This is a genomic window from Flavobacterium aquiphilum, assembly GCF_027111335.1.
Classification (GTDB): domain Bacteria; phylum Bacteroidota; class Bacteroidia; order Flavobacteriales; family Flavobacteriaceae; genus Flavobacterium; species Flavobacterium aquiphilum.
This window is the reverse complement of sequence record NZ_CP114288.1, coordinates 3,541,187-3,566,267: the sequence shown is the minus strand read 5'-3', so window position 1 is coordinate 3,566,267 and position 25,081 is coordinate 3,541,187. Positions and strand designations below refer to the sequence as shown.

Below are 25,081 nucleotides of genomic sequence, written 5' to 3'. Positions count from 1 at the left end.
TATAAATCTACAATGATTTGCGTTCAATATAGTTAAACGGATTTTTGTAGAATTTCTTTTCATTGCTCAATACCATTTTAGCTGCTAGTTCGCCCATTACTTTAAAATCGCTGCTAACTACTGTAATATCCAATAAAGCTTTTAGGGGAGTTTCGTTGTAAGAAATAACTCCTACATCTTTACCCATGGTCAAATTTTTGTTTTTAATTTGTTGCACCAAATTCACCAAATCTTCCTCAATAACCGTAATATAAGCTTCTTTGGATTCGAATTCCAGATGATCGTAAATTTGGTCTAAAACTTCGAAATTCAATTGATGTAGTTCGCAAAATTGTATAAATCCCGTCAGAATTCCTTTGGGGTAGGGGAATACCGCTTTTGGTGAAAATACTAAATTTATTTTGGAGTAATTCTTTATTCTTTCAAGGCCTTGTTCCAAAGCTTCCATTATATCCTTTTCATAATCCTGATAAATAGAGACAAAATTTCCCGAAATTTCATCATGAGTATTGTCTATTATTACGAGCTGGTCTTTGGGGATCGATTCAATCGCTTTAATCACTTTTGGCGTATAGTTAACATGGGTGTTTGCCTTGTTTTTAAAGTGAGGCATAATCACGAAATAGCTGTAGTTATTGATGTTGTTTTTTAATGTATCTATAAAAAGGTTTTCGTCGCAATAGTACAGAGACATGTTTACATGTCCTTTGGATCCTATAGTGTCTACAAATGCATTATAGACTTCCATTTTATAGGAACTGGGCTTATTCATGAAAAAGAAAATATCAGTACTGGATTTTGATTTCTTTGGATTTACAAAATTACCTACGCCCATAACCGAAAAAACCAATTCCTGATCCCTTAAAAGTTTGTATGCTTTTTCGATAGTGTCACGTGACAATGAATTCCATTCGCTTAGTTCATTAATAGAAGGAAGTTTTTGATCAGTTCTTATTTTACCGGTTATAATATCATTTGTGATACTGTCAGCTACTTGGATGTATTTGGGGATGCTGGAATCTTTTTTTATATTAATTAAAATACGTTCAGTTTCTTGTGCCATTTGCAATTGTACTATTAATTATGTGGTTTGAAAAAATGGTTTGGTTGAGTTAATAAAATTGAAACAAAAAACAGATAAAACCAGAATCTTATTTTGCTTGAATTTTTGTAAATATATCGTTAAAAAATTGGTTAACTGTCATGTGCTGTCCTGTACGCGAGGTGGTTATTTTACTCGTTTTTAAAATATTGTAGCTTGGGATTACACCTGTTTCTTTAAATTGGTTTAATTATTATTTGTTTTGGTTTGTAATCATTGTTTTCTGTTAAAATATAATTAGTGATTTTTTTATTTTTTTTTGAGAGTGAATTAAAATTATTTTGACGTTATAAGTAAGAATGTTTTGAAACTAGCTAAAAAGCAAAAAACTCGAAATTCATATGAATTTCGAGTTTTTATATCTATTAAATTTAAATCAGCCTAATACTCCCATCTCACAAAAGCCTCCATTGCGGCATAAGTCGCCAATCCAAGCTGTTTGTAGAAGTTTGCAGTTTCAGCGTTTCTATCCTCGGCTCTTTGCCAAAATTCCCTTGCATCAGTGCCTTGGAATACCACACCGTCTTTTTGGGACTGGTGTTTGAAGATTCCGTGACGTTTTGCCAAAACTTGGTCAGGGCTCATCGGAACGGCCATTTCTATTTCGTCAATACCCCATTCTTGCCATGCGCCGCGGTACAACCACAACCAGCAGTCTTTCATATAATCATTTGGTTTTAGTCGCTTGCAAGCTGCAAAAACGGCATCCAAACATACTTTGTGCGTCCCGTGTGGATCTGCCAAATCGCCTGCGGCATAAATTTGGTGTGGTTTGATTTTGTCGATCAAATCCATTGTGATTTGGATGTCTATTTCTCCGATAGGATTTTTTTCAATGGCTCCCGTTTCATAGAAAGGAAGTTCCATAAAGTGGATCTGACTGTCAGGTAATCCCACAAAATGGCTTGTGGCGCGGGCTTCCCCTTTTCGGATCAAACCTTTGATGTAACGCACTTCGGGAATGTCGATTTCGCTTGCTTTTTTGTTTTTAAGGAAGTTTTTTGCCTTTTGGAAAATTGCATCTGCCTCAGGACTTTTGATTCCGAATTTTTCATTGTAATCGGTAACAAAATGTGCAAAACGAAGTGCCTCGTCATCGGCAACGGCAATGTTTCCTGAAGTTTGGTACGCCACATGTACCTCATGTCCCTGATCTTGCAGCCTCATGAAAGTACCTCCCATACTGATGATGTCGTCATCGGGGTGCGGACTGAAGATAAGCACCCTTTTTCTAGCAGGCTCGGCTCTTTCAGGTCTATTGGCATCATCGGCGTTGGGTTTTCCTCCCGGCCATCCGGTGATGGTATTTTGCAGTTTGTTGAATATTTTGATGTTGATATCGTAAGCAGGACCGGAATCGGCCAGTAAATCGCTCATCCCATTTTCGATATAATCGGCGTCGGTAAGCATCAAAATTGGTTTTTTCAAATGAAGTGCCAAACCTAGAACGGCTTTGCGGATCAACTTATCAGTCCAAACCACTTCCTCCACCAACCAAGGCGTGTTGATTCTCGTTAGTTTGGAAGAAGCCTCTTTGTCCAAAACAAAAACGGCATTTTTGTGTTCCTGCAAAAACGAAGCGGGTACTCTATTGGTTACTTCACCTTCTACAGAAGCCTTGATGATGTTGGATTTTCCAACTCCCCAGGCCATCAGGATCACATGTTTGGCTTCCATGATTTTTTTCACCCCCAATGTGATGGCTGTTCTTGGGGTATTGTTCAATCCAAGGAAATCACTGCTGGCAGCAACCCTTGTGATGTGGTCCAAAGCCACCAAACGTGTTTTGGAATTCTGTAACGATCCCGATTCATTGAACCCAATGTGACCGTTTCCACCAATTCCCAAGATCTGCAAATCGATTCCACCTAAAGCTTCGATCTTAGCTTCATAATTGGCGCAAAAATCAGCGATTTCTTCTTTGGATAATGTTCCATCAGGGATATTTACGTTTTCAGGTAAAATATCTACTTGATCGAACAACAATTCTTTCATGAATCGTACGTAACTATTGATAGAATCTGGTTCCATCGGATAGTATTCGTCCAAATTAAAAGAAACCACATTTTTAAAACTTAAACCTTCTTCTTTGTGCAAACGAACCAATTCAGCGTACAATCCCTTTGGTGAAGACCCCGTTGCTAATCCTAAAACACACAGCTCGTTGTTTTCCTGCTTGGATTTAATAAGTGCCGCGATTTCCTGTGCCACTGCTGCCGAAGCCACTTTTGAGTTTTCAAAAACCACTGTATTAATGTTCTCAAATCTTTTCTCAAACCCGGTGGATTTGTCAATACTACTTTTTAACATTTTTTGTTTTGTTATGATAGTTTCCATTTTTTTGTTTTGTAGTTGTTATAGTTAAGCTCTTGACCAGCTTCTGTATTTATGTCCTTTGATGGCGAAAAACAGAATCATGAAATAGCAAGGCAATAATATCAAATAAGCCAATTGATTTCCGCTTTTTACAGCTATGTCATTGGTCTGAGTTGTTATGTTGATAGAATCGGCCAGTGCCCCGTATAATAATGGAAATATAGCCCCACCTATAATAGCCATAATCAACAGAGCACCGCCAATCTTTGTATATCCTCCTAAATCTTCAAGAGCCATTGGCCAGATTGCCGGCCAGCATAATGCATTTGAAAGGCCCATTAGTGCAACCAAAATAATTACCAGCGGAAGCTCAGGAAGTCCAGGTAATGTGACCATTGTACTAGGAGAGATGGCTATAATTGCCAGTACTAAAACAATTCCCAGTAAACCAGATAATTTTAATGCGGTTACCTGAGAAACATATTTCGGAATCAAAGTCACTCCCAAAATGTAACCAATAACCATCGCAGTCATCGTAAACGAAGTGAGTTTTAGATAGAAATCACCGTTATCACCATACACTCCTAATTTTTTTCCGAAACTTCCGATGGAATCTCCCGCCAAAACTTCAGCTGCAACATAAAGCATCAAGGTAATTACGCCCAAGACTAATTGTGGGCGTTTCAATACTTCTCTTATTTGTTGAAAAAGGCTTTGATGTGCCACAGTATCCTCTTCATCCAGATTGATTTCAGGAAGCGGTGAATATTTTATGAGTACCGCCATAACCAGTATAACCAATCCCATATAGATATACGGTGCTTGTAGTTGTAAGGCAAGTGAATCCAGTGCTGTTTCTTTGGCTGTGGCGTCCAGAGCCGCAATTTTATCGGCTGTATAATCGGCCATGTTTGATAATACCAAAGTTGTTAAGGCAAGCGGAGCAATAAATCCGGCAAACTTATTGGCCATTCCCAAAACGCTGATGCGCGCCGCTGCACTCTCGCGTGGGCCAATCACCACAACATAGGGATTGGCAGCAGTTTGTAGTACTGCCAAACCAGTTCCCATGACAAACAAGGCTCCTAAAAACAATCCAAAGGTTCTTGTTTCGGCGGCAGGGTAGAACATGAATGCTCCAACTGCAATAATGATGAGTCCTAATGACAATCCGTTTTTATACCCCACTCTTTCAATAAGTCCCGAAGAGGGGATAGCCATCACGAAATAGGCGATATAAAAGGCAAAAGTCACGAAATAGGCCTGCGATTCCGTTAGTTCACAAGCTAATTTGAAGAATGGAATCAATGGTCCGTTTAACCAGGTTACGAATCCAAAAATAAAAAACATAAAGGTTAAAATAGCCATTGCTATTAGCGTGCTATTTTGTTTGTTTGCTGAAGAATTACTCATGGTGTTAATGTCTTTATTATTTATAATTTTAAATCAATGTTTGTGGGGTAATTTGATTTTAAACAATACTTCCATGTAGGGAATTACTATTTAATCTGTATTAATTCATTCTCATCCCAATTTGCTTCTTTGATGATTTTGTAATTATTTATTTTATTTTTTTTAAAGTAGATACCTTCTCTGAAAAGCTTTCAATTAATTTGAATTGATTTTTTGCCCTATCAAAATTATGTTCAGGATATTTGGTTTTGTAATAAATATCGCCGTTTAAATAATCGGTGAGAAAGCGAAGCCCCATTATGAATATCATTGTTTTGGCTCCCAGCGGAAGGTATTCCAGTTCTATTGGAGACAAAAAGGGTTTCATTTTTTTTAGAAAACCTTTGGTATAGGCTTTATAAAAATCGACATTAAACTCTACTAAATCTAAATTGGTTTCATCTTCAGCGGCTGTATTGCAAATAGTTCGTATTGCATCACCAAAATCATAATGAACAATTCCAGGCATCACCGTATCAGTGTCTATAACACAAAGTCCTTTATTTTTTGAACTAAAAAGAATATTAGATATTTTGGTATCGTTGTGGGTTACTCGGGTTTTGATTGCCCCAGATTCTTTTAAACGCTGGATAATATGCATTTCTTTTTTAAGGTTTTCAACCAGTTTAATTTGTTCTTTTGCGTTGTTCAAACGTTCTTTAGAAGCTACTTTTAATGCATCTTCAAATTGTGCATAGCGAAAAGACATGTCGTGAAATTTCGGAATGACCTCTGTCAATTTAGAAGCATTAAAATCATTGGTAAGGGTTAAAAATTTTCCCATCAAGCGCCCTCCTTCGTAGGCTATTTTTTGATCTCTTACGATTTCAAAAGTTACGCTGTCATCAATAAAGTACATTATATTCCAATAATTTCCTTCTTCGTCTTTATAGTACGATTCTCCTGTATTGGTTTTTGCAAATGTCAATACACGGCGTTTTCGTTTCTTTTCAGGTAAATCTTTAAGTTTTTCCTCAATATGACGGCTTATTGCAACCTTATTTTCAATAAGTCCGGGTACGTCCTTAAAAACACCGTGATTTATCCTTTGCAAAACAAAAAAAGGTTTCTCTTTTGTTTTTATCAAATAGGTATCGTTTATATGGCCCGATGCTAATTCCTGATAAGAATCAAATTCGCTTTCATGGTCGAATTTGTTAAAAATGTATTCCAGTTTTTGCTCTAACATTTTACCAAAGATTACGTGGATAAGAATTTTGCTTTTTCAACTCGTTTATGGCGACCTGCACTATTTCTTTGTCCTCTTTATAAGTAACTCCAAACCATTTGGAATCTGATTTCAAGACTTTTACAGTTGCTTTTCCCGATTTTAATATTTCATTTACAATTGAAGGTAAATAGAATTCAGCTTTTAAATCGTCTTTGGTTTCTTCTAAAAATTCTTCAAACAATTTTCCTCCGAAATCAAAACATTTAGGTGTAAAGCCCCAAAAATTCATTGATACAACACAGTTTTCATCAATTGGAACAAATTCATCGTTATCGTCTTTTCGCATTAACTTGCTATCAATCTTTTCGATATGTGTGCGTTCGGTAACACCTGTTAGATACCCATCTTTATTTACTTCACATTCCCCTCTGGAAACAAAACCGTGATCGGACACTGTGTTTTTTAGCAAATATGCCATTGTATTAAAATTATAGGACTCTTTGTCTGTTTTGGCCAAAGTTTTAGCCATTACTTTAAAAGCTTCTGTACCATAAAAATCATCAGCATTGATAATGGCAAAATTTTCCTGAACAGCATCTTTAGCCATTAAAAGTGCATGTCCGGTACCCCAAGGTTTTGTTCTCTCAGGATTGATATATTTCTCAGGTACATTTTCCAGTTCCTGATATACATAATCTACTTCTGCTTTTCCTTCCAGTTTTTTATTGAAAATTTCTTTAAACTCTTTTTCAAAGCTTTTTCGTATTATAAATACGAATTTTCCAAAGCCAGCTTGTAGAGCATCATAAAGTGAAAAATCTATTATGGTATCTCCTTCCGGTGTAAACGTGTCTATTTGTTTTAAGCCTCCATATCGGCTACCCATACCCGCAGCCAAAATCACAAGGGTTGGTTTGTTTTTTTGTATATTAGTCATGATATAAATAATTGAAAATCAAATGTTTGTTTGTTTTTTAGGTTGTTAAAAACGTTCTATTTGTTTATAATAACACAGCGAAAGTATAGATTAAGTTTTAATAAAACAAGGAAAAATATAAAAAATGTGCTCGAACACACTAAATTTGTGTTTTCGAACACATTTTTAGCAAACTATTCTTAAATTTGTGAAATTCTATATTGATTCAAGGCGATGATTTTTAAAAGCGGGTTAGAATCGTTTTAGTCAAATTTTAAATAAATTTTTGGAAGGAGTCTATTTGAGAAGTTACTTAAATGTAAAAAAAACATGAATCTTTTTTAAGAAACAAATATATTTGTGATTATGAATAAAAAATATACTATAAAAGATATTGCCCAAATGGCCGGAGTTTCAAAAGGAACTGTCGATAGGGTTTTGCATAAAAGAGGAAAAGTTTCTGAGGATGCATTAAAAAAGATAAATGAAGTCCTGGATGTAATAGACTACCAGCCTAATCTTATAGCCAGAAATTTAAAGAACAATAAAGTATATCGCATTTATATATTGCTTCCAGATCCTAAAATTGATCCTTTTTGGGAACCATGTATAAAAGGGATTGAAGAAGCGAGGCAGGAATATAGAGCTTATAATTTTTCTATTGAAACGTTTTTCTTTAATCCCGAGGAAAAGAAATCTTTCTTGAAAATTCATGACACCATTTTGGAAAAGTCACCAGATGCTGTTTTGTTACCGCCTTTATTCCAAAAAGAGACATTGGAAGTTATAACGAAATATGAGGAATCAAATATCATTATGAATACTTTCAATAATCAAGTTCAATCCGATTTTGTAAGTGGCTTTGTAGGTCAGGATTTATATAAGAGTGGTCGCGTTGCTGCAAAATTAATGGAATCTATTACTTCAAATGGTAAAATTGCCATTGTTCATATAGATGAGTCATTGAAGAATGCAAGTCACTTGCAGGAGAAGGAGAGAGGCTTCCGAAATTATTTTGGAGAAAAAGAAAAACAGGACTATTCTATAGTAACCTTAAAATTAAAAAGTCCAAATGTTGAGGTTAATTTCGAAAATTTCCTCGGTGAAAATCCAGATTTGTCAGGAATATTTGTTTCTACATCTAAAGCCTATCAAATAGCCAAAATTATAGCTGAATCAAACAACGAAAAGATTGCATTGATTGGATATGATTTGATTGATAATAATGTGAATTATTTGAATCAGGGAGTAATTGATTTTTTAATACATCAAAATCAAAAAAAGCAAGCCTATTTGGGAGTTACTTCCATAATTGAGTTTTTCCTTTTTGAAAAACAAATTCCTAAAACTATTCTTTTGTCTATAGACATTGCTAATTCTGAAAACGCTGCATACTATATCGGATAGTTATTTAAGATTAGTATTCCGAAAGATGAAGCGATATGGAAATTTGGTGTTTCCGTGTTTGGGTTTGCCCATGTTATCCAGGTAGGTTCAAAGATTCCGTCTTGATTCGGAGAATATTTAGCCCTGAAAATTCCGGTTTCGATTTTATTGTCTTTAATTAGTTTAAAACCTTTTAAAGATTGTATAGAAATCCAGCCTTCAACAGTAAAAGAATCTTGATTTACAGATGACTTGATGTGGATGTCATCTTTTGGCCAATTCCAGCTAAAATCCAAGTTTTTCTCCGGATAAGCAATAAAATCCATTAATCGTGCCTCAGTATCCATTTCCAGACAGTAATATGGGTTTAGGGACTCGTCCTGTCTAAAAAACAATTCGACTCTATCAGAATCATTGATACTAGCAAAACTGTCATCTGTTTTTACTATATGAATTGAAGAATCATGAACGGTAAAGTTGAAAAAGAGCTTTTCGGAATCCCAAAGTGCTTTAAATATAATTTTTGAGACTTCCGTACTGTCCCATGGAGAACAAAAATCGGTCAGTTCTATTGCTTGATTCCACAAAATATCATCGCCTTTTCCAGTGATAGTAAGTGAGGCTTTTTCAATCGAATTAACTACGTATTCTTTCATTTTTGGATTTGTTTTAAGCTGAATTATTTTTTGTTGGATGTTAGAATTAGAAACCTTTTAAATTTTTCTATTTCAAATCAATCAAATTTTTTTGAGCAAAAATAGGTTTGTTTTTTTGTTTTTTGCAAGAGTTTTTTATTTTTTGTGTTCGAGAACATGAAATAAGTGTGTTCGAAAACATTTTTATTAGTTTTTCCAGCGTGAAAAAAATGTTATAGATAGTTTCGTAACAAAATTCAAAAATTAGCTGCAGTTTTTTATAATTTCAAATAAAACGATTTGATGGGTTTTAATAATTAATTTGAATAAATATGAGGAAAACTTTTTTTAAATCCATTCTGCTTATCTGTTGCACTTCTTTAGGATGGATCGGGGCAAGTGTCCAAATGATAAAAACGAATGCCCCAAAACGCCCGAAAGGACAGACTGATGTTTTGAGAATGGTTTGTGTACCAATCCCAAAAGTTCGTTTGCGTTTATTGGTTTAGGAATGCACGGACCCGATGCTGTTGAACGTATGAGACATATTAATGGCGTTGAGATTGTTGCTCTTGGTGAGATGTGTGAAGAGAAGACGAAAGCTGCGAATCAAATATTAGAGAAGGCAGGACTTCCAAAAGCTCAAGAATTTTTTGGAGATGAAAATTATAGATAGTTTTACTGTTCATTGGCATTGTCATTTTAGGTGGAAACTATTTTGAAAGACTTACTAAAAATTAACCTGAAATGCCTTGTATAATTGAAAAAAGGAATAATTTTAAAGAGATATTTATCTTTAATATTGATAAAATTGGTTAATAATTGTACTTTTCAAAATTAATTCAGTTGGTTAATCTCTAAACTTTTTTCCTTGAAGAATTCTGTATTATATATCTTACTGTTATTCATACTTTCCTTAACTGGCTTTTCGCAAGAGTATTCGGTTAAATTTCTTGATATATCAAATGGGCTGTCTAATAATTCAGTGACAACAATTTATCAGGATAGTGACGGTTTTATGTGGTTTGGAACCTATGACGGATTAAACCGTTATGACGGCTATAATTTTAAAGTGTATCGCAATAAGATTAATGATAAAAATTCATTATCGTTTAATACAATTTATCATATTGAGGGAGATTATAAAAAAAACATATGGATAGGCGGTGCAAACGGAGCTTGTGTTTTTGATAAAAGAGAAGCCATTTTTCACCCGCTTACTTTTGTAACAAAAAATAATACTACTCAAGTCTTAAAAGATGTAGTTCATCAGATTCGGTCAGTTTCAAAAGAGCAGGTATTGGTAGCTTCACAAAATTTTGGAGTGCTTCTTTATATGAATGGCTCTTATACGGGAAAGCCTGTCGGTCTTGAACAATCGAATAAGCTACTGTTTAATTATAATTCTACGGTTCTTGAAAACGATTCCAAAAATAACCGCTGTTGGGTCTATGTGAGAAATGTAGGTATTTGTCAATATAACTATAATTCCAAAAAATTGAAGGTTGTTTATTCATTGTCAAGGGAAGTAAAATGCATGAAGCTTTCCGACGATGCGGTTCTTTGGTTAGGTACAGATGACGGACTTTATTTTTTTGATACACGAACCAACTTTTTATCGTCTAATTATCTGCCGGTTAATTGTACGGTTTCGGATATCCGTATCGACAAAAAGAAAGAAATGTGGGTAACTACTGATGGCCGTGGGATTTATAAAGTGACTGGCCAAAGTAAAAAAGCAGTTCCTTATAGTTTATCTAAAGGCAAACAGCTTGTGAAAAGTAATTCAATATGGAGTTTGCAAGAAGACGCATCGGGAAATATGTGGATAGGCACTTTACGCGGCGGTATTAGCATGATAGAAAACAGCCCGAAATATTTTAAAAATATTCGATATAATGTAAAAGACAGCGATCCTGCAGAAAATTTTATATTGTCTTTTTGCGAAGATGAGAAAAAGAATCTTTGGATAGGAACAGATGGTGCAGGTTTGAAATATTGGAACAAAAAGAACAATACTTATACTATCTACAATACTACAGCTTCATCTCATAAAATCAGTAGTAATTTTATCACCGGAATAATTAGAGATAATAATAATGAAATCTGGGTGTCAACTTGGGCAGGAGGAGTAAACCGGATTAATCCTGTTACCAATTCCATTACTCAGTTTTCATGTTACAATCCATTTACCAAACAGATTGAAAAAAACATCTGGTTTGTATATAAAGACTTCGATGGGGATATTTGGGCAAGTGCAACAAATGAGGGCTCATTGTATTTATTTGACAGAACTAAAAACAGTTTTGTACTTTTTAATAAAGCCATTGATAATTTACAGTGTCTTATTGAGGCTAGTGACGGTAAGTTTTGGGGCTGTAATTATACATCATTATTAGCTATTGATAAAAAGAGTAAAAAATTCCAGAAGTTTTTAATTGGTAACCCTATCAGGTGTATACTTGAGGATAAAAACAAAAATCTTTGGTTGGGTACTCAGGAAGGAGGGCTACTGCTGTTTGACCGTAAAAAGAAGACTTTCAAAAGGTTGAGCACTGATGATGGCTTGCCTTCCAATACGATTTTGAGACTGCTGGAAGATAGATCTGGAAATTTATGGATGAGTACTTACAACGGAATTTGCCGATTTGATAAAAAAAACAAAACGTTCAGAAATTTTTCGGTAAATGACGGATTACAAAGTAATCAGTTCAGTTTTAATGCAGGATTGAAATTGTCCACTGGGGAATTTCTTTTTGGTGGAATTAATGGTTTTAATTCTTTTTTTCCAGAAGATATAAAAGAATTTAATCAGAAGAACAATCTATTGCTTACCGATTTTTATGTAAACAATCAACCAATTGAGGAAAGCAAGAATGAACTAATTTCAGAATGGGATTCGGGAAGAATCAAAGAGGTGGACTTGCCTTATGATCAAACAACCTTATCGATCGAATTTGTAGCATTGAATTATAATAATGCCGACAAAATAAATTATGCCTATTATTTGGAAGGTTGGGATAATCAATGGAATTATGTTGGCCAAGCGCGAAAGGCTAATTACGCAAAACTGACCGAAGGGAAATATGTATTCAAAGTAAAAACAACAAACTTCAGAGGTGGCTGGAATAAAGAAGAAAGCCTTGTTACAGTTATAGTTTCGCCTCCTTGGTATAGAAGCTGGTGGGCGTATAGCCTTTATTTATTGCTGGGAGCGGGGATTATTTTCGCTTATATTACATATAATAAAAACAAAGAAAAATTAAAATATAAAGTAAAAATTGCCGAATTAGAGCGAGCAAAAGAAAAGGAAATTGCCGAAAAACAATCGTCAATGTTCACCTATATCTCCCATGAGTTCCGTACTCCGCTTTCTTTGATTATTAATCCGTTAAAGAAAGTGATTCAAAAAGGCAATGTTGAGAACAGTACTTCCATAAGTGATTTGGTAATTGCACATAGAAATGCCAAAAGGCTTTTGAGTTTGGTAGATCAATTGTTGCTTTTCCGTAAGGCAGAAAATGACGGGGATGAATTAAGGATGTCAGCCATAAACGTAAACAATCTTTGTTATGAAGTGTATCAGTATTTTGTAAACCAAGCGAAAGATAAGAAAATTGATTACACTTTTCAGATACCTGAAAGTAATATAGAAATAATAGGAGACTACGAAAAAATTGAAATATCCTTATTTAATTTGATTTCCAATGCATTCAAATTCACTCCTGCGGGAGGAGAAATAAGTCTTCATTTATCAGAAACTCAAACCGATGTAATCATCGAAGTCTTTGATAGCGGGACAGGAATTGGTGCAGAGGATTTGGAAACTATTTTTGAGAAATTTAAAAGGGTAAATTCAAAAGCGCCTGTAGGTGGAAGTGCAGGTTTTGGAATAGGGTTGTTTATAGTTAGATATTTTGTCGAAAAACATAAAGGTACCGTAAGCTGTACTAGCGAAATAGGGAAAGGAAGTGTTTTTAAATTGACTTTCTTAAAAGGGGAAGATCATTTTAAAGACTTGCAGATTAATATTGTTGCTCCAAAATTGAGCCCATTGGTCGAAGAATTAATGACTGATGATGTAGAAGAAATTATTGATGTAGCTGCCAATTCTGTTTCAGAACAGGAACTGCATAAAGTGATGCTGACTGATAAACGCACACTTTTAATCATAGATGATAATACGGATATCAGAAATTATCTAATCAGGCTTTTCACAGATACTCATATAATATATAGTGCTGATAACGGTGAGGAAGGTTTAAAACTAATTAAAAAGCACATGCCTGATTTAGTTATCAGCGATATTGCCATGGACGTTATGGATGGTCTTGAATTGTGCCGAAAAATAAAAGAAAACAGCGATCTGTCCCATATTCCGGTTGTATTGCTGACTGCATCAAAGAATCCTGAGACGCATCTTCAGGGAATAAGTGATGGAGCTGACGATTATATTACCAAACCGTTTGATGATGATTTATTGGTTGCGCGTGTCGAATCATTATTGAAGAGTCGCAGTAATTTGAGATCCTATTTTCTGGATAGTATTACTCTTAAAGAAAATACTCAGAAGGTTCCGGCCGAATATCAGGAGATTTTAAAAAAATGCATTGATATTATAGAAGCCAATATTCATAAGCGTGATTTTACCATTAAGAATTTCGCAACCGAGATGGGAATGAGCCATAGGACTCTTTATACTAAAATTAAAATCATTTCAGGGCAAACACTTAATGCGTTCATACGTTCTATTCGTATTCGTAGAGCAGCCATGTTGATGCTTACCGAGAATATGAATATTGCACAGGCTAGTGTTGAGGTTGGTTTTGAAGACCCAAAATATTTCAGGCAGCAGTTTGTTAAGCTCTTCGGAATGACACCTTCAGAATATATCAAAAAGTATAAAAATTCTTTTAACTCAGATTTGAATATTATAAAATAAGCTTTATAAACTATACTTGGCTTTTGTATCTAAGACGGTATTCTCGGGGAGATATTTCCATAACCAACCTGAAAGATTTTGAAAAGTGAAATGGGTCGTAATAACCCAATTCATAAGCTATTTCTTTTATTTTCATGTTGCTGAACTGCAAAAGTGAGCATGATTTCTGGACTTTTAATTGATTATAATATTCCATTGGGGTAAATGAGGTTTTCTCTAAAAATAAAGTGCCAAAATAAGAACTCGAATAGCCAACATGTTTAGCAATATCATGAAGCGTAATTTTGTTCATTAAGTTGTTTTTCATGTAAATGATACTCATTGGTATTACATCTAAAACTTCTGTGTCGGCTGTTTTAATTTTTAAAAACTGATCCGTGTATTTTATGCTGGCTAAAAAATGTTGCAGGCAAATACTGGAATATTCAAGGTTGTCAGGACTGAAACCCATTTCCAGATTCTGATAAATTTCTTCGAATAAGTGTAATCTGTCTGCTGAACGGCTGTCGTTTAAGTTGAGGATTTTTCCAGAAACAGCAGCGTGTAATGAGTTTGAAGTTCCTTTAAAATGAAGCCAGTAAATGCTCCAGGGCTTAGATATTTCAGCTTCATAACTGTGAGCTTTATGTGCCGGAATAATAAAAGCCTGATCTTTTGTAAGCGAATATTTTTCGTTTTCAAAAGTTATAAACCCTTTTCCGTTCTCACAATAAATAAGAATATGTTCTTGCGCACCTTTTGATCGTTTCCGGAAATGATATTTTGCATTGGGATAATAGCCAATGTGCGTTATGAACAGGTTTTTTGTCAGTTCATTTTCAGACTGAAAGTTACGCACGCTATACGGAACAACGATTGCTCTTTCTCCTTTAAAACCATCTGCTATTTGATCCATAATACGGTTACGAGTTTTTTTAAATGAAAAATAGTTAAAGACAAATTACAAATATATAAAATCATGGTAATTTACATATTCTGAAATAATAACACTATAAAATGGACAATGGGTTGAGGTGAAATGTTTTTAGAAAGATATTTTATTGGTTGTTAAGTGTCAAATAATTAAAATTTGTTTCAGATAAATACAGTTACTATAAAAAAAGGATTTATTGTTTTTAGAATGGTAAACTTGATTCGAAAATCAATGTTTTATACATGTTTTATATGAATATTACATTTTTGGATGTGTGGCATCTAACGATATTTGTAATGATAAATAAATTTAAAAATTAAAATATATGAGTAAGTATAATTCTTCCTATCTGCTTTTTATTGCACTGGTTTCAGCTATGGGCGGCTTATTATTTGGTTATGACTGGGTTGTAATTGGTGGTGCAAAGCCTTTTTATGAAGTTTTTTTTAATATAGCCAATTCACCTTCTATGCAAGGCTTGGTTATGGGAAGCGCCATTTTAGGCTGTTTGCTGGGTGTAATGATTTCCGGGAGTTTATCTGATAAATACGGAAGAAAACCACTGATGATAGTCGCTTCAATATTTTTTACGCTGGCAGCTGTTGGTACCGGAATAGTCAATACTATCGAATGGTTCATCATCTGGAGAGTTGTTGGAGGTATTGGTATCGGGATCGCTTCGAATCTTTCACCAATGTATATAGCCGAAATTGCGCCAAGTGAATCCAGAGGAAAATTTGTTTCGATTAACCAATTGACGGTTGTAATAGGGATATTGGCAGCTCAGATTGTAAACTGGTTGATTGCTGATCCAATTATAGAAGGTCAGGATATTTTGAATTCATGGAACGGTCAGTGGGGCTGGAGATATATGTTTTGGGCTGGAGCCATTCCGTCAGTAGCTTTTTTTATTTTGATACTAATTATACCCGAAAGCCCAAGATGGTTGGCGAGTCAGCGTAAATATGATAAAGCCGAATCCGTTTTCACTAAAATTGGCGGGTTAGCTTTTGCAAAAGAACAAATTGAACAACTGAAATCTGGATTTGATGATGTCAAAGAAGAAGCCAATTATAAAATGCTTTTTGAAGGCAAAATGCCAAAGATTCTGATGTTGGGAATCGTGATTGCAGTTTTTCAGCAATGGTGCGGTATCAATGTGATTTTCAATTATGCTCAGGAGGTGTTTTCAGCAGCCGGTTATGGTGTTTCGGATATTTTGTTCAATATCGTAATTACGGGTGTAACCAACGTAATTTTTACATTCGCAGGAATGTATTTTGTAGATAGATGGGGACGAAGAACGCTGATGCTTATCGGTTCAATCGGGTTATTCTTTGTTTATACAATGTTAGGTGCCTGTTATTATTTTGAAATAACCGGAATTGCCGTTTTAGCACTTGTTATTGCAGCAATTTCATTCTACGCCATGACATTGGCACCGATTACTTGGGTCGTATTATCCGAAATATTCCCGACAAAAATACGTGCCATGGCAATGGCAGTTTCGACTTTTGCCCTTTGGATAGCCTGTTTTGTACTTACTTACACTTTCCCCATCTTAAACAGTAGTCTTGGTTCTTATGGAACATTCTGGCTTTATGGAGGTATCTGCCTGGCCGGATTCTTTTTTCTTCGTGTTTCCCTTCCGGAAACCAAAGGAAAGTCTTTAGAGGAAATAGAAAATGAATTGATAAAATAATAACATATCATAAAATGGAAAATACAATTGCTGATAATTCGCAAGCAAAACAATCAATAAATGAAACTGCTCAGGACGAAAAAATCACGGCTTATTTAATTCAGTCTACCGTTAATGAAGACGGTGTGGTTCGCGTTTGGGAAGAAGATATTTTACTCCCGACCTATCAAATTGGCGAAGAAGAAAAAAATCCAATATTTCTTGAAAAACGTGTGTATCAAGGAAGCTCTGGATCGGTTTATCCTTATCCTGTAGTCGAAAAATTATCTGATGAAAAGGTTGATAAATCCTATCACGCTGTTTTTTTAGAAAACAAATACATCAAAATAATGATTCTGCCAGAGTTGGGCGGGCGTGTACACATGGCGTATGACAAAGTAAAACAGCGTCATTTTGTGTACTACAATCAAGTTATAAAACCTGCCCTTGTGGGACTTACAGGCCCGTGGATTTCGGGTGGAATTGAGTTCAACTGGCCACAGCACCACCGTCCGAGTACTTTTTTGCCAACCGATTTTAGTATTGAAGAAAATGAAGATGGAAGTAAAACAATGTGGTGCAATGAAGTAGAGAGAATGTTCAGGACCAAAGGAATGCAAGGATTCACGCTGCATCCTGACAAAGCTTACATCGAAATTAAAGTAAAAATCTATAACCGTACTGCTTTTCCGCAGACATTCCTTTGGTGGGCAAATCCAGCTGTGGTGGTGAATGACGGTTATAAATCGGTTTTTCCGCCGGATGTAAACGCCGTATTTGACCACGGAAAAAGAGACGTTTCCAAGTTTCCGATTGCAACTGGAGAATATTACAAACAGGACTATTCTGCAGGGGTTGATATTTCAAAATATAAAAACATTCCGGTTCCAACATCGTATATGGCGGTACAGTCCAAATATAATTTTGTTGGAGGTTATGAAGATGATGTGCAGGCAGGATTATTGCACGTTGCCAATCATCATGTATCACCGGGGAAAAAACAATGGACTTGGGGGAACGGAGATTTTGGTTTGGCTTGGGACAGAAATTTAACCGATAAAGACGGTCCGTATATCGAATTAATGACAGGAGTTTTCACAGATAATCAGCCTGATTTTTCTTGGCTTCAGGCTTATGAGGAAAAATCCTGGGTACAATATTTCATGCCGTATGCCGAAGTGGGTTATGTAAAAAATGCAACCAAAGATGCGATCATAAACATCGAAGTTGAAGGAAACGAAGCGGATCTGATTTTGTACACAACAAGTCTTTATGAGAACTTAAAAATCGAATTAAAAGACAGTCAAAACATGGTATTGTTTGAGGATGAAATCACGATTTCTCCTGTAAACCCTTATAAAAAAAAGGTTTCAATTGGAGAAACAGCATCTGAGGATTTAATTTTTACAGTTTATACTTCGAATGGTAAAATTCTGGTGCAGTATCAGGAAGAAAAAGCAGAAATTAAACCGGTTCCTGATCCTGCAAAAGCGGCTTTAGATCCGAAAGATATTGCTTCAATGGAGCAATTATATTTAACAGGGCTGCATTTGGAGCAATACAGACATGCGACTTACAATCCGCTTGATTATTATTTTGAAGCATTAAGTAGGGATTCTAGAGATGTGAGATGTAATAATGCTGTTGGTTTATTAATGCTAAGAAGAGGTCAGTTTGAAAAAGCTGAAACCTATTTCAGAACCGCAGTTGAAGTTTTAACAGAACGCAATCCAAATCCGATTGACGGTGAACCACTTTACAATTTGGGGTATTGTTTAAAATTACAAGGAAAATTCGATGACGCTTATAATTCCCTTTTCAAATCGACCTGGAATGCAGCGTGGCAGGATGCAGGTTTTTATGCATTGGCACAAATTGACACCATAAAAGGAGAATGGTCAGAAGCGTTGGAAAGAGTGGAGTCGTCATTGATCCGCAACTGGCATAATCACAAAGCGCGTCAATTGAAAGCTTCTATTTTAAGAAAATTAAATAGAAATCAGGAAGCTTTGGTATGGATCGACGAATCGCTTAAAATTGACCGTTTCAATATGGGATGCCGTTTTGAGAAATATCTGCTGACAAAAGACCAAGCTGTATTGGACGAAATGAATACCATCATGCGCCAATGGTCACACGGTTATATCGAGTATGCGTTGGATTTTGCGGGAGCAGGACTATATGCAGAAGCTTCTCAATTACTGCAGGAATCGATTAATGATACGAAAGAAGTTTATCCAATGGTGTATTATGCGTTGGGTTATTTTGCTTCAATGGCTGGAAATAAAGAGAAAGCTTTAGAATGGTATAAAAAAGCGGCTTTAGAATCACCAGAAAAATGCTTTCCAAACCGAATTGAAGAAGTTACTATTCTGCAGGACGCAATTCTGTTAAATCCTAAAGATGCAAAAGCACCTTATTATTTAGGGAATTTCTGGTATGCTTTCCGCCAATATGAGGATGCTGTAAAATGCTGGGAGCTGTCATACAGCATTGATGATAAGTTCCCTACCTTGTTAAGAAACCTTGCTCTGGCTTATTTCAACAAAATAAATGACAAAGTTAAGGCTCAGGAAATGCTAGAAAAAGCATTTGCATTGGATACAGCCGATTCAAGGATTTTTATGGAGCTGGATCAGTTGTATAAGAAAATTGGAAAATCGCCTGAATATAGATTAGAAGTTTTAAATCAATATCCAAATTTGGTTGAAGAACGTGATGATTTGTGCATCGAACGCATTACACTTTATAATCAAATATGGAAATATGCTGTTGCAAAAGAATTGATTTCGCAGCGAAAATTCCACCCTTGGGAAGGCGGAGAAGGAAAAGTAACAGGACAATATACTTTTTGCAGAGTAGAATTGGCAAAGATTGCAATTGCAGAAAACCGATTTGCAGATGCTGTACAATTATTGAAAGAAACCGAAGTTTATCCGCATAATTTAGGAGAAGGAAAATTGAAAAATGCTGAAGAAAATGAGGTTTTTTATTATAAAGGCTTAGCTTACAAAGGTCTTGGAGATTTAGAAAATGCAACTGCAAATTTTGTAGAGGCGACACTCGGATCTTCAGAACCGGTTCAGGCCTTTTTCTATAACGATCAGCAGCCGGATAAGATTTTTTATCAAGGATTGGCATGGCGCGAATTAGGTGATGAAGACAAAGCCCGAAGCCGTTTCAATAAACTGCTGGCTCACGGAGAGAAATATTTATTTGAAAAATCAAGAATCGATTATTTCGCTGTTTCGCTTCCGGATCTTGCGATTTGGGATGATGATTTGAATGTTAGAAATCAGGTGCATTGCTATTATGTAATGGCTTTAGGTCACAGCGGATTAGGAAATGAAAAGGAATCTGAAAAATATTATCAGAAAGTGAAACAATTAGATATCAATAAACAGACCTTTCGTAAATAGAAAGGTTTTGTTTCCGATATCATAATTATAAAATTTAATAAAATGAAAATCAAACATATCATAACAGCTGTTCTTTGTCTGCTGTTTCTCTCTTCATGGGATTCGAGAGAGAAAACAGTTATGGACATTTCCGGTGAATGGACCGTACAGCTAGACAGCACCGATATTGGACTGAAAAACGGCTGGCAGAATATGAGTTTTAAGCAATTAATGAAATTGCCGGGGACTACTGATGATGCGGGTCTTGGAGTTCCTAATAAACTAAAACCAAGTTTAGAGAAACTTCAAATGAGTCATCTAACGCGGAAAAACAGTTATCTGGGAGCGGCTTGGTACACGCGCGAAATCTTGGTGCCGAAAGATTGGAAAGGGAAAGAATTTATTCTAAAATTGGAGCGCGTTATCTGGAAAACCAATGTTTGGATTGATGGGAATGAACTTCCATCGGAACAAAACAGTCTGATAGCACCGCATTATTTTGACCTCACAAAATATCTTACCGCCGGAAAAACGCATCGTATAACGATTCGTGTGGACAACCGAAAACAGTTTGATATCAGTGTTGATAATATGGCTCATGCTTATACCAATGAAACACAGATTATGTGGAACGGAATTATCGGTAAGATAGAAATTGAAGCTTTTGATGCCGTTCGGATTGCAAATCTTCAGATAAAACCTGAAATCAGTACCGGAACTGCAAAAGTGAAAGTGACGCTTAATAACAGTGCTAAAAACACAAAAGGAATTCTAAGCATTACTGCAGTAAATAAAAAAACTACCATTCCAACAGAAACGCTTCAAAGGGAAATTCAGATTAAAGCAGGGCAATCTGTCGTTGAGGTGGATTATAATATGGGGAAAGACATAAAGCTCTGGAGTGAATTTTCTCCTGAGTTATATGAATTGAAAACTGAATTAAAAGCAGGAAAAAATCAATCGGATTCTTCAGTTGATTTTGGAATGCGAAGTTTTTCCAAAAAAGGTTCTGTACTGACGATTAATGAACAGCCGGTATTTTTGAGAGGAACTTTAGAATGCAATATTTTTCCGCTTACAGGGCATCCGCCAATGGATAAAGAAGGCTGGAGAAAAGTTTTTGGAACTGCAAAAGAATGGGGATTGAATCACCTGCGTTTTCACTCTTGGTGTCCGCCACAGGCAGCATTTGAGGTTGCTGACGAAATGGGTTTTTACTTGCAGGTTGAACTACCAGTTTGGAGCCTTAAAATCGGTCAGGATCAAAAAGCCACCGATTTTCTATACGCCGAAGCACAGCGTATGATTGATGAATATGGTAATCATCCTTCATTTTGTATGTGGTCGATGGGGAATGAATTGCAGGGCGACATGACTGTTTTGACCAAATTGATGAATAGTTTAAGCGCTAAAGATGACAGACATTTGTACACGACAACTTCATTTACTTTTGAAAAAGGACATGGTGACTGGCCGGAACCCGCCGATGATTTTTTTATTACACAATGGACTAAAAAAGGTTGGGTTCGCGGGCAAGGTGTTTTTAACAGTGAATCCCCAACTTTCAATAAAGATTACGTTGCTTCTGTAGAAGGAATGACAGTTCCTTTGGTGACGCACGAAATCGGTCAGTATGCGGTTTATCCTAAAATTGATGAAATTTCTAAATACACAGGAGTTTTGGAACCTATCAATTTTAAATCGGTTAAGGAAGATTTGGAACGTAAAGGTTTAATAAGCAAAGCTGCTGATTATACAAAAGCTTCAGGGAAATTAGCAGTGATTTTGTACAAAGAAGAAATCGAGAGAGCGTTAAAAACAGCAGGAATCAGCGGTTTTCAGTTATTGGATCTGCATGATTTTCCGGGGCAGGGGACTGCATTGGTTGGACTTTTGGATGCTTTTTGGGATAGCAAAGGATTGATTACGGCTGAGGAATTCAGGCAGTTTTCAGCTCCTGTTGTTCCGCTTTTGCGTTTTCTTAAAGCTACCTATACAAACAACGAATCTTTTACGGCTTCTTTGGATATCAGTAATTATTCGGATGCAGTTTTAAAAGATCAGGAAATTGAATGGTGTATTAGTGACGGAAATACTGTAGTAGCTTCAGGTAGTACAAAAGCAGTTATTTCTATTGGTTACAATCATAAAATATTGGATATAAATGAGAGTCTCCAGAAAATAACGAAAGCGGCAAAATTAACAGTTACTGTAAATCTGAAAGGAACAAATTATAAAAACCAATGGAATATCTGGGTGTATCCGCAGCAACAGCCTGTAGATTATGGAAAAGTGGTGTATACAAGAAGTCTTGATGAAGCCTGCAAACTTCTGAAAGCGGGTAAAAAAGTATTGCTAAATCCTGATTGGAAAAAAATTAAGGGAATAGAAGGAAAATTTGTTCCTGTATTTTGGAGTCCTGTTCATTTTCCGAAACAGGCAGGAAGTATGGGGGTGCTTTGCGATCCTTCGCACAAAGCTTTGGCCGATTTCCCTACAGACATGAATACCGACTGGCAATGGTGGGATTTGAATGTAAATTCGACAACGCTTATTACCGATCGAATAGAAGGTGGAAATCCTATTGTAGAAATGGTCGATAATTTTGCGAATAACCGTAAGTTGGCATCACTTTTTGAAGGAAGTATAGGAACTGGAAAATTGATAATCGCATCTTTTGATTTAGCAACAGATTTAGACAAACGACCTGTGGCAAAACAAATGCTGATTTCGATATTAAATTATATGAATGGCACATTTTTTAATCCCCAAGAGATTAAAAATCCTGAGATTTTGAAAACAGTTTTAACAGAGCAAAAGGAGAAAGGGAAGGAGGACGCGAAGAGTATTTATTAAAGAACAATACACAAGGTTAACAGATGCAAACCTATTTTCACTAATTAATCGCGTAGAGATTTAATTGTGTAAATAGGTTTTTTTGCTTTATGTATTAAAATGCGCGTCTATTATTGTTTATGTCTTTTATTGCTAAATTAAGTGTTTTTAGAAGTGAATCAGAGAGGATTCTTAAACGGTTCATTTCATTTTTTTTAATAGAAGAATGTGTTTTTTGAAAATTTCAATCGTTTTAGTTTCAAAACTAGGTCTAATTTGAAAATTATTCATTGTTTAAAAAAAAGTAGTTATTTTTCTATATTTCATAATTTTTATCATGTAATAATTGGTGATTACAAATTTACCCTCCTTTTTTTTCCATTTTACCCCTCATGAAACCTTATAACTAACCATTACTTTGCACTTGTTGTTAGAGTAATATTATATTATTGTCAATTTTACCTCCTTTGATTTTCTAAATATTCAAAAAACAAATTTGAGTTTTAAAAAAATCGATTTAGTGAAAATCCCAATAATCAATTTTACTTAACTCAGGATTATCATTTGAATAATAAAAGAAAAAGAAAACGAGACGGAAATGATTGATGCTTTTTTTTTACAATGAAAACTATATCGATTGATTTTTTTTTAAATTCTAAAAATGAAAAATAAACACTTAATAAGTGGTCAAAATAAAAAACTTTAATTAACCTAATGAGAACCTATGATGAACCCCCTTAAAAAAAGAGCTGTTATTAGAGATAGCAGCGCAGGACCACCAATGAATGAATTGATAGAAGTATTGATTCGAAAAGAACTAACCATTTTGGGTATGTTCAAATGCAATAATTAACCGAAGATATTGAGTGAACCAAGCATTTATATCTTAAAAAACCTAAAAAAAATAACCATTAAAATTAAAGAGATGAAAAAAATTAAATTTTTATTTTTTCTTGCTTTTTTTGCCGTCCTTTTTACAGGATGTCAGGATAATGAAACAGGCTTTCCAAGTTCGGCAGCTCCAACGCTTGTTGTTGGGACAACAGAAATTTATGGAGCACCTAATAGAAAATTTGAAATTAAAGCTGCTTTGGCAGATGACTTAGGATTAAAGAGCGTAAGAATTCAAATACCGGAATTGTCTTTGGATAAAGTAATCACTTATGCGACAGATCCATTACTTACATCGTATGATTTGAGCTATTTCTTCACAATTCCCTCTGATAGAGGAACATCTGAGGCATTCAAAATTAAGCTGACGGTAACGGATGTTTCAGGGAATTCAGTAGATAAGGATATCAACTTGCGTTTAGATGGAGAATTTGATGCTCCTGCAATATCTATGGTAACACCAAAAGAAGGAGCTGTTGTCTTGTTGTCAACAAGCAATAAAATGCCGGTTAACTTTACTGTTAATGATAATTCAGGAATCGATTTTGTTCAAGTACAGTGTGCGGCACTTGGTATCAATGATGTAATTCAATTGACAGGCGCTCCTCAATCTTATACATTCAACAAAACATATACATTGCCTGTAACAGCTGCGAATTATGTGTTGACAATTACTGCAAAAGATAAATTTGCTATACCAAATACAGGTTCGTTAAATATCAATGTTGTAGCAACTAATGAATATCCTGCAATTTATCTTTGTGACCAACCAAAAGGTACTAACCTTACAACAGATGCAGTTGGGGTGCCAATGTATTTCCATAATAAAAACGGACAAGATTTTGAATTCAAATATTATGCTGATTCAGATAATAAACAAGTTTATTTCTTAGGACAAGAATCTGATTTTGCACCACACTGTTTCGGATTGACAGCTTCAGGAAGTTTGACTGATGATGTAAATTCTTCTCCAATTATTTTACCTACAAAAGGATATTATTTAATAAAAGTAAATCCAAATACACTAGCTTATACTGTTACAAAATATACACCATCAAGCAAAGTGTGGGCTGATATTGCAAACGGAGTATGGAATGACAATGAAGCGTTAAGAAAACCTTTTGTAAGTGTTTGCGGTGAAGGTGTTAAAGACGCTAACTGGGATACTTGGAATGGTTGGGTTATGGCTGGCTTACACTTAAAAAATAATCCAGATAATCCATATCAATTAGTTGGAGAGATTACGCTTACAGGATCAACTATGAAAATTACTTTCTCAGGTCAATGGTGGAATCCACAATGGAGATTGATTAATAATGGTATTGCTACTATGTCACCAGGAGACAATGGTAATGGAGCATACACAGCAGCTGCTGGGGTTTACAAAGTTATTGTTGATACCGAGTTGGAAAGAGCCTTTATAACAAAAAAATAGTTTGTTAT

The 25,081-nt window shown here is 35.3% G+C and carries 16 protein-coding genes; 9 read left to right on the top strand and 7 right to left on the bottom strand.

Annotated elements, in window-relative coordinates; all coding sequences use genetic code 11:
• Window positions 1–7: 7 nt before the first annotated feature.
• The 5 genes from OZP12_RS14430 to OZP12_RS14410 all read right to left on the bottom strand — a co-directional run bounded on the left by OZP12_RS14430 (window position 8) and on the right by OZP12_RS14410 (window position 6,978).
• Window positions 8–1,063, bottom strand: coding sequence for a GntR family transcriptional regulator (locus OZP12_RS14430; protein WP_281225731.1), 1,056 nt, complete (start codon window positions 1,061–1,063; stop codon window positions 8–10).
• Between the two features lie 420 nt (window positions 1,064–1,483).
• Window positions 1,484–3,412 (bottom strand): glucosamine-6-phosphate deaminase, encoded by a 1,929-nt coding sequence (nagB, locus tag OZP12_RS14425; RefSeq protein WP_281229078.1) that lies wholly within the window; start codon window positions 3,410–3,412, stop codon window positions 1,484–1,486.
• A 51-nt stretch (window positions 3,413–3,463) separates the two neighbouring features.
• The gene (locus tag OZP12_RS14420) at window positions 3,464–4,831 is read right to left on the bottom strand and encodes a sugar MFS transporter (protein ID WP_281225730.1); all 1,368 of its coding nucleotides are present in this window, start codon (window positions 4,829–4,831) and stop codon (window positions 3,464–3,466) included.
• Window positions 4,832–4,979: 148 nt separating this feature from the next.
• A complete protein-coding gene (locus tag OZP12_RS14415; RefSeq protein WP_281225729.1) occupies window positions 4,980–6,059 on the bottom strand; it encodes a phosphotransferase enzyme family protein in 1,080 nt (359 codons plus the stop codon).
• 1 nt (window position 6,060) lies between these two features.
• Window positions 6,061–6,978 carry a nucleotidyltransferase family protein gene (locus OZP12_RS14410; RefSeq protein ID WP_281225728.1) on the bottom strand — a complete coding sequence of 306 codons (918 nt, stop codon included), beginning with the start codon at window positions 6,976–6,978 and terminating at the stop codon, window positions 6,061–6,063.
• Window positions 6,979–7,323: 345 nt separating this feature from the next.
• Here OZP12_RS14410 and OZP12_RS14405 point away from each other — a divergent pair, with 345 nt between their 5' ends.
• Entirely contained in the window at window positions 7,324–8,364 is a 1,041-nt protein-coding gene (locus OZP12_RS14405; protein ID WP_281225727.1) for a substrate-binding domain-containing protein, read from the top strand.
• On the opposite strand, the gene OZP12_RS14400 is transcribed toward OZP12_RS14405, so the two are convergent.
• Window positions 8,352–8,999 (bottom strand): sugar-binding protein, encoded by a 648-nt coding sequence (locus OZP12_RS14400; protein WP_281225726.1) that lies wholly within the window; start codon window positions 8,997–8,999, stop codon window positions 8,352–8,354. The two genes, OZP12_RS14405 and OZP12_RS14400, sit on opposite strands and share 13 nt — an antisense overlap.
• Window positions 9,000–9,310: 311 nt before the next feature.
• Here OZP12_RS14400 and OZP12_RS14395 point away from each other — a divergent pair, with 311 nt between their 5' ends.
• The 3 genes from OZP12_RS14395 (at window position 9,311) to OZP12_RS14385 (ending at window position 13,920) form a co-directional block, all read left to right on the top strand.
• Window positions 9,311–9,487, top strand: a complete 177-nt coding sequence (locus tag OZP12_RS14395) for a hypothetical protein (RefSeq protein ID WP_281225725.1) — start codon at window positions 9,311–9,313, stop codon at window positions 9,485–9,487.
• A gap of 2 nt (window positions 9,488–9,489) precedes the next feature.
• The gene (locus OZP12_RS14390) at window positions 9,490–9,654 is read left to right on the top strand and encodes a hypothetical protein (protein WP_281225724.1); all 165 of its coding nucleotides are present in this window, start codon (window positions 9,490–9,492) and stop codon (window positions 9,652–9,654) included.
• 195 nt (window positions 9,655–9,849) lie between these two features.
• On the top strand, window positions 9,850–13,920 hold the full coding sequence (locus OZP12_RS14385) for a hybrid sensor histidine kinase/response regulator transcription factor (RefSeq protein WP_281225723.1): 4,071 nt from the start codon (window positions 9,850–9,852) through the stop codon (window positions 13,918–13,920).
• A 10-nt stretch (window positions 13,921–13,930) separates the two neighbouring features.
• Here OZP12_RS14385 and OZP12_RS14380 read toward each other — a convergent pair whose 3' ends face one another.
• Complete coding sequence (locus tag OZP12_RS14380) at window positions 13,931–14,815, bottom strand: AraC family transcriptional regulator (protein WP_281225722.1); 885 nt, start codon at window positions 14,813–14,815, stop codon at window positions 13,931–13,933.
• Between the two features lie 343 nt (window positions 14,816–15,158).
• Here OZP12_RS14380 and OZP12_RS14375 point away from each other — a divergent pair, with 343 nt between their 5' ends.
• The 5 genes from OZP12_RS14375 to OZP12_RS14355 all read left to right on the top strand — a co-directional run bounded on the left by OZP12_RS14375 (window position 15,159) and on the right by OZP12_RS14355 (window position 25,073).
• Window positions 15,159–16,535, top strand: coding sequence for a sugar porter family MFS transporter (locus OZP12_RS14375; RefSeq protein ID WP_281225721.1), 1,377 nt, complete (start codon window positions 15,159–15,161; stop codon window positions 16,533–16,535).
• 14 nt (window positions 16,536–16,549) lie between these two features.
• On the top strand, window positions 16,550–19,933 hold the full coding sequence (locus tag OZP12_RS14370) for a DUF5107 domain-containing protein (RefSeq protein ID WP_281225720.1): 3,384 nt from the start codon (window positions 16,550–16,552) through the stop codon (window positions 19,931–19,933).
• Between the two features lie 42 nt (window positions 19,934–19,975).
• Window positions 19,976–22,768 (top strand): glycoside hydrolase family 2 protein, encoded by a 2,793-nt coding sequence (locus tag OZP12_RS14365; RefSeq protein ID WP_281225719.1) that lies wholly within the window; start codon window positions 19,976–19,978, stop codon window positions 22,766–22,768.
• 703 nt (window positions 22,769–23,471) lie between these two features.
• A complete protein-coding gene (locus tag OZP12_RS14360; RefSeq protein ID WP_281225718.1) occupies window positions 23,472–23,600 on the top strand; it encodes a hypothetical protein in 129 nt (42 codons plus the stop codon).
• A 72-nt stretch (window positions 23,601–23,672) separates the two neighbouring features.
• Window positions 23,673–25,073, top strand: coding sequence for a hypothetical protein (locus OZP12_RS14355; protein WP_281225717.1), 1,401 nt, complete (start codon window positions 23,673–23,675; stop codon window positions 25,071–25,073).
• Window positions 25,074–25,081 lie beyond the last annotated feature (8 nt).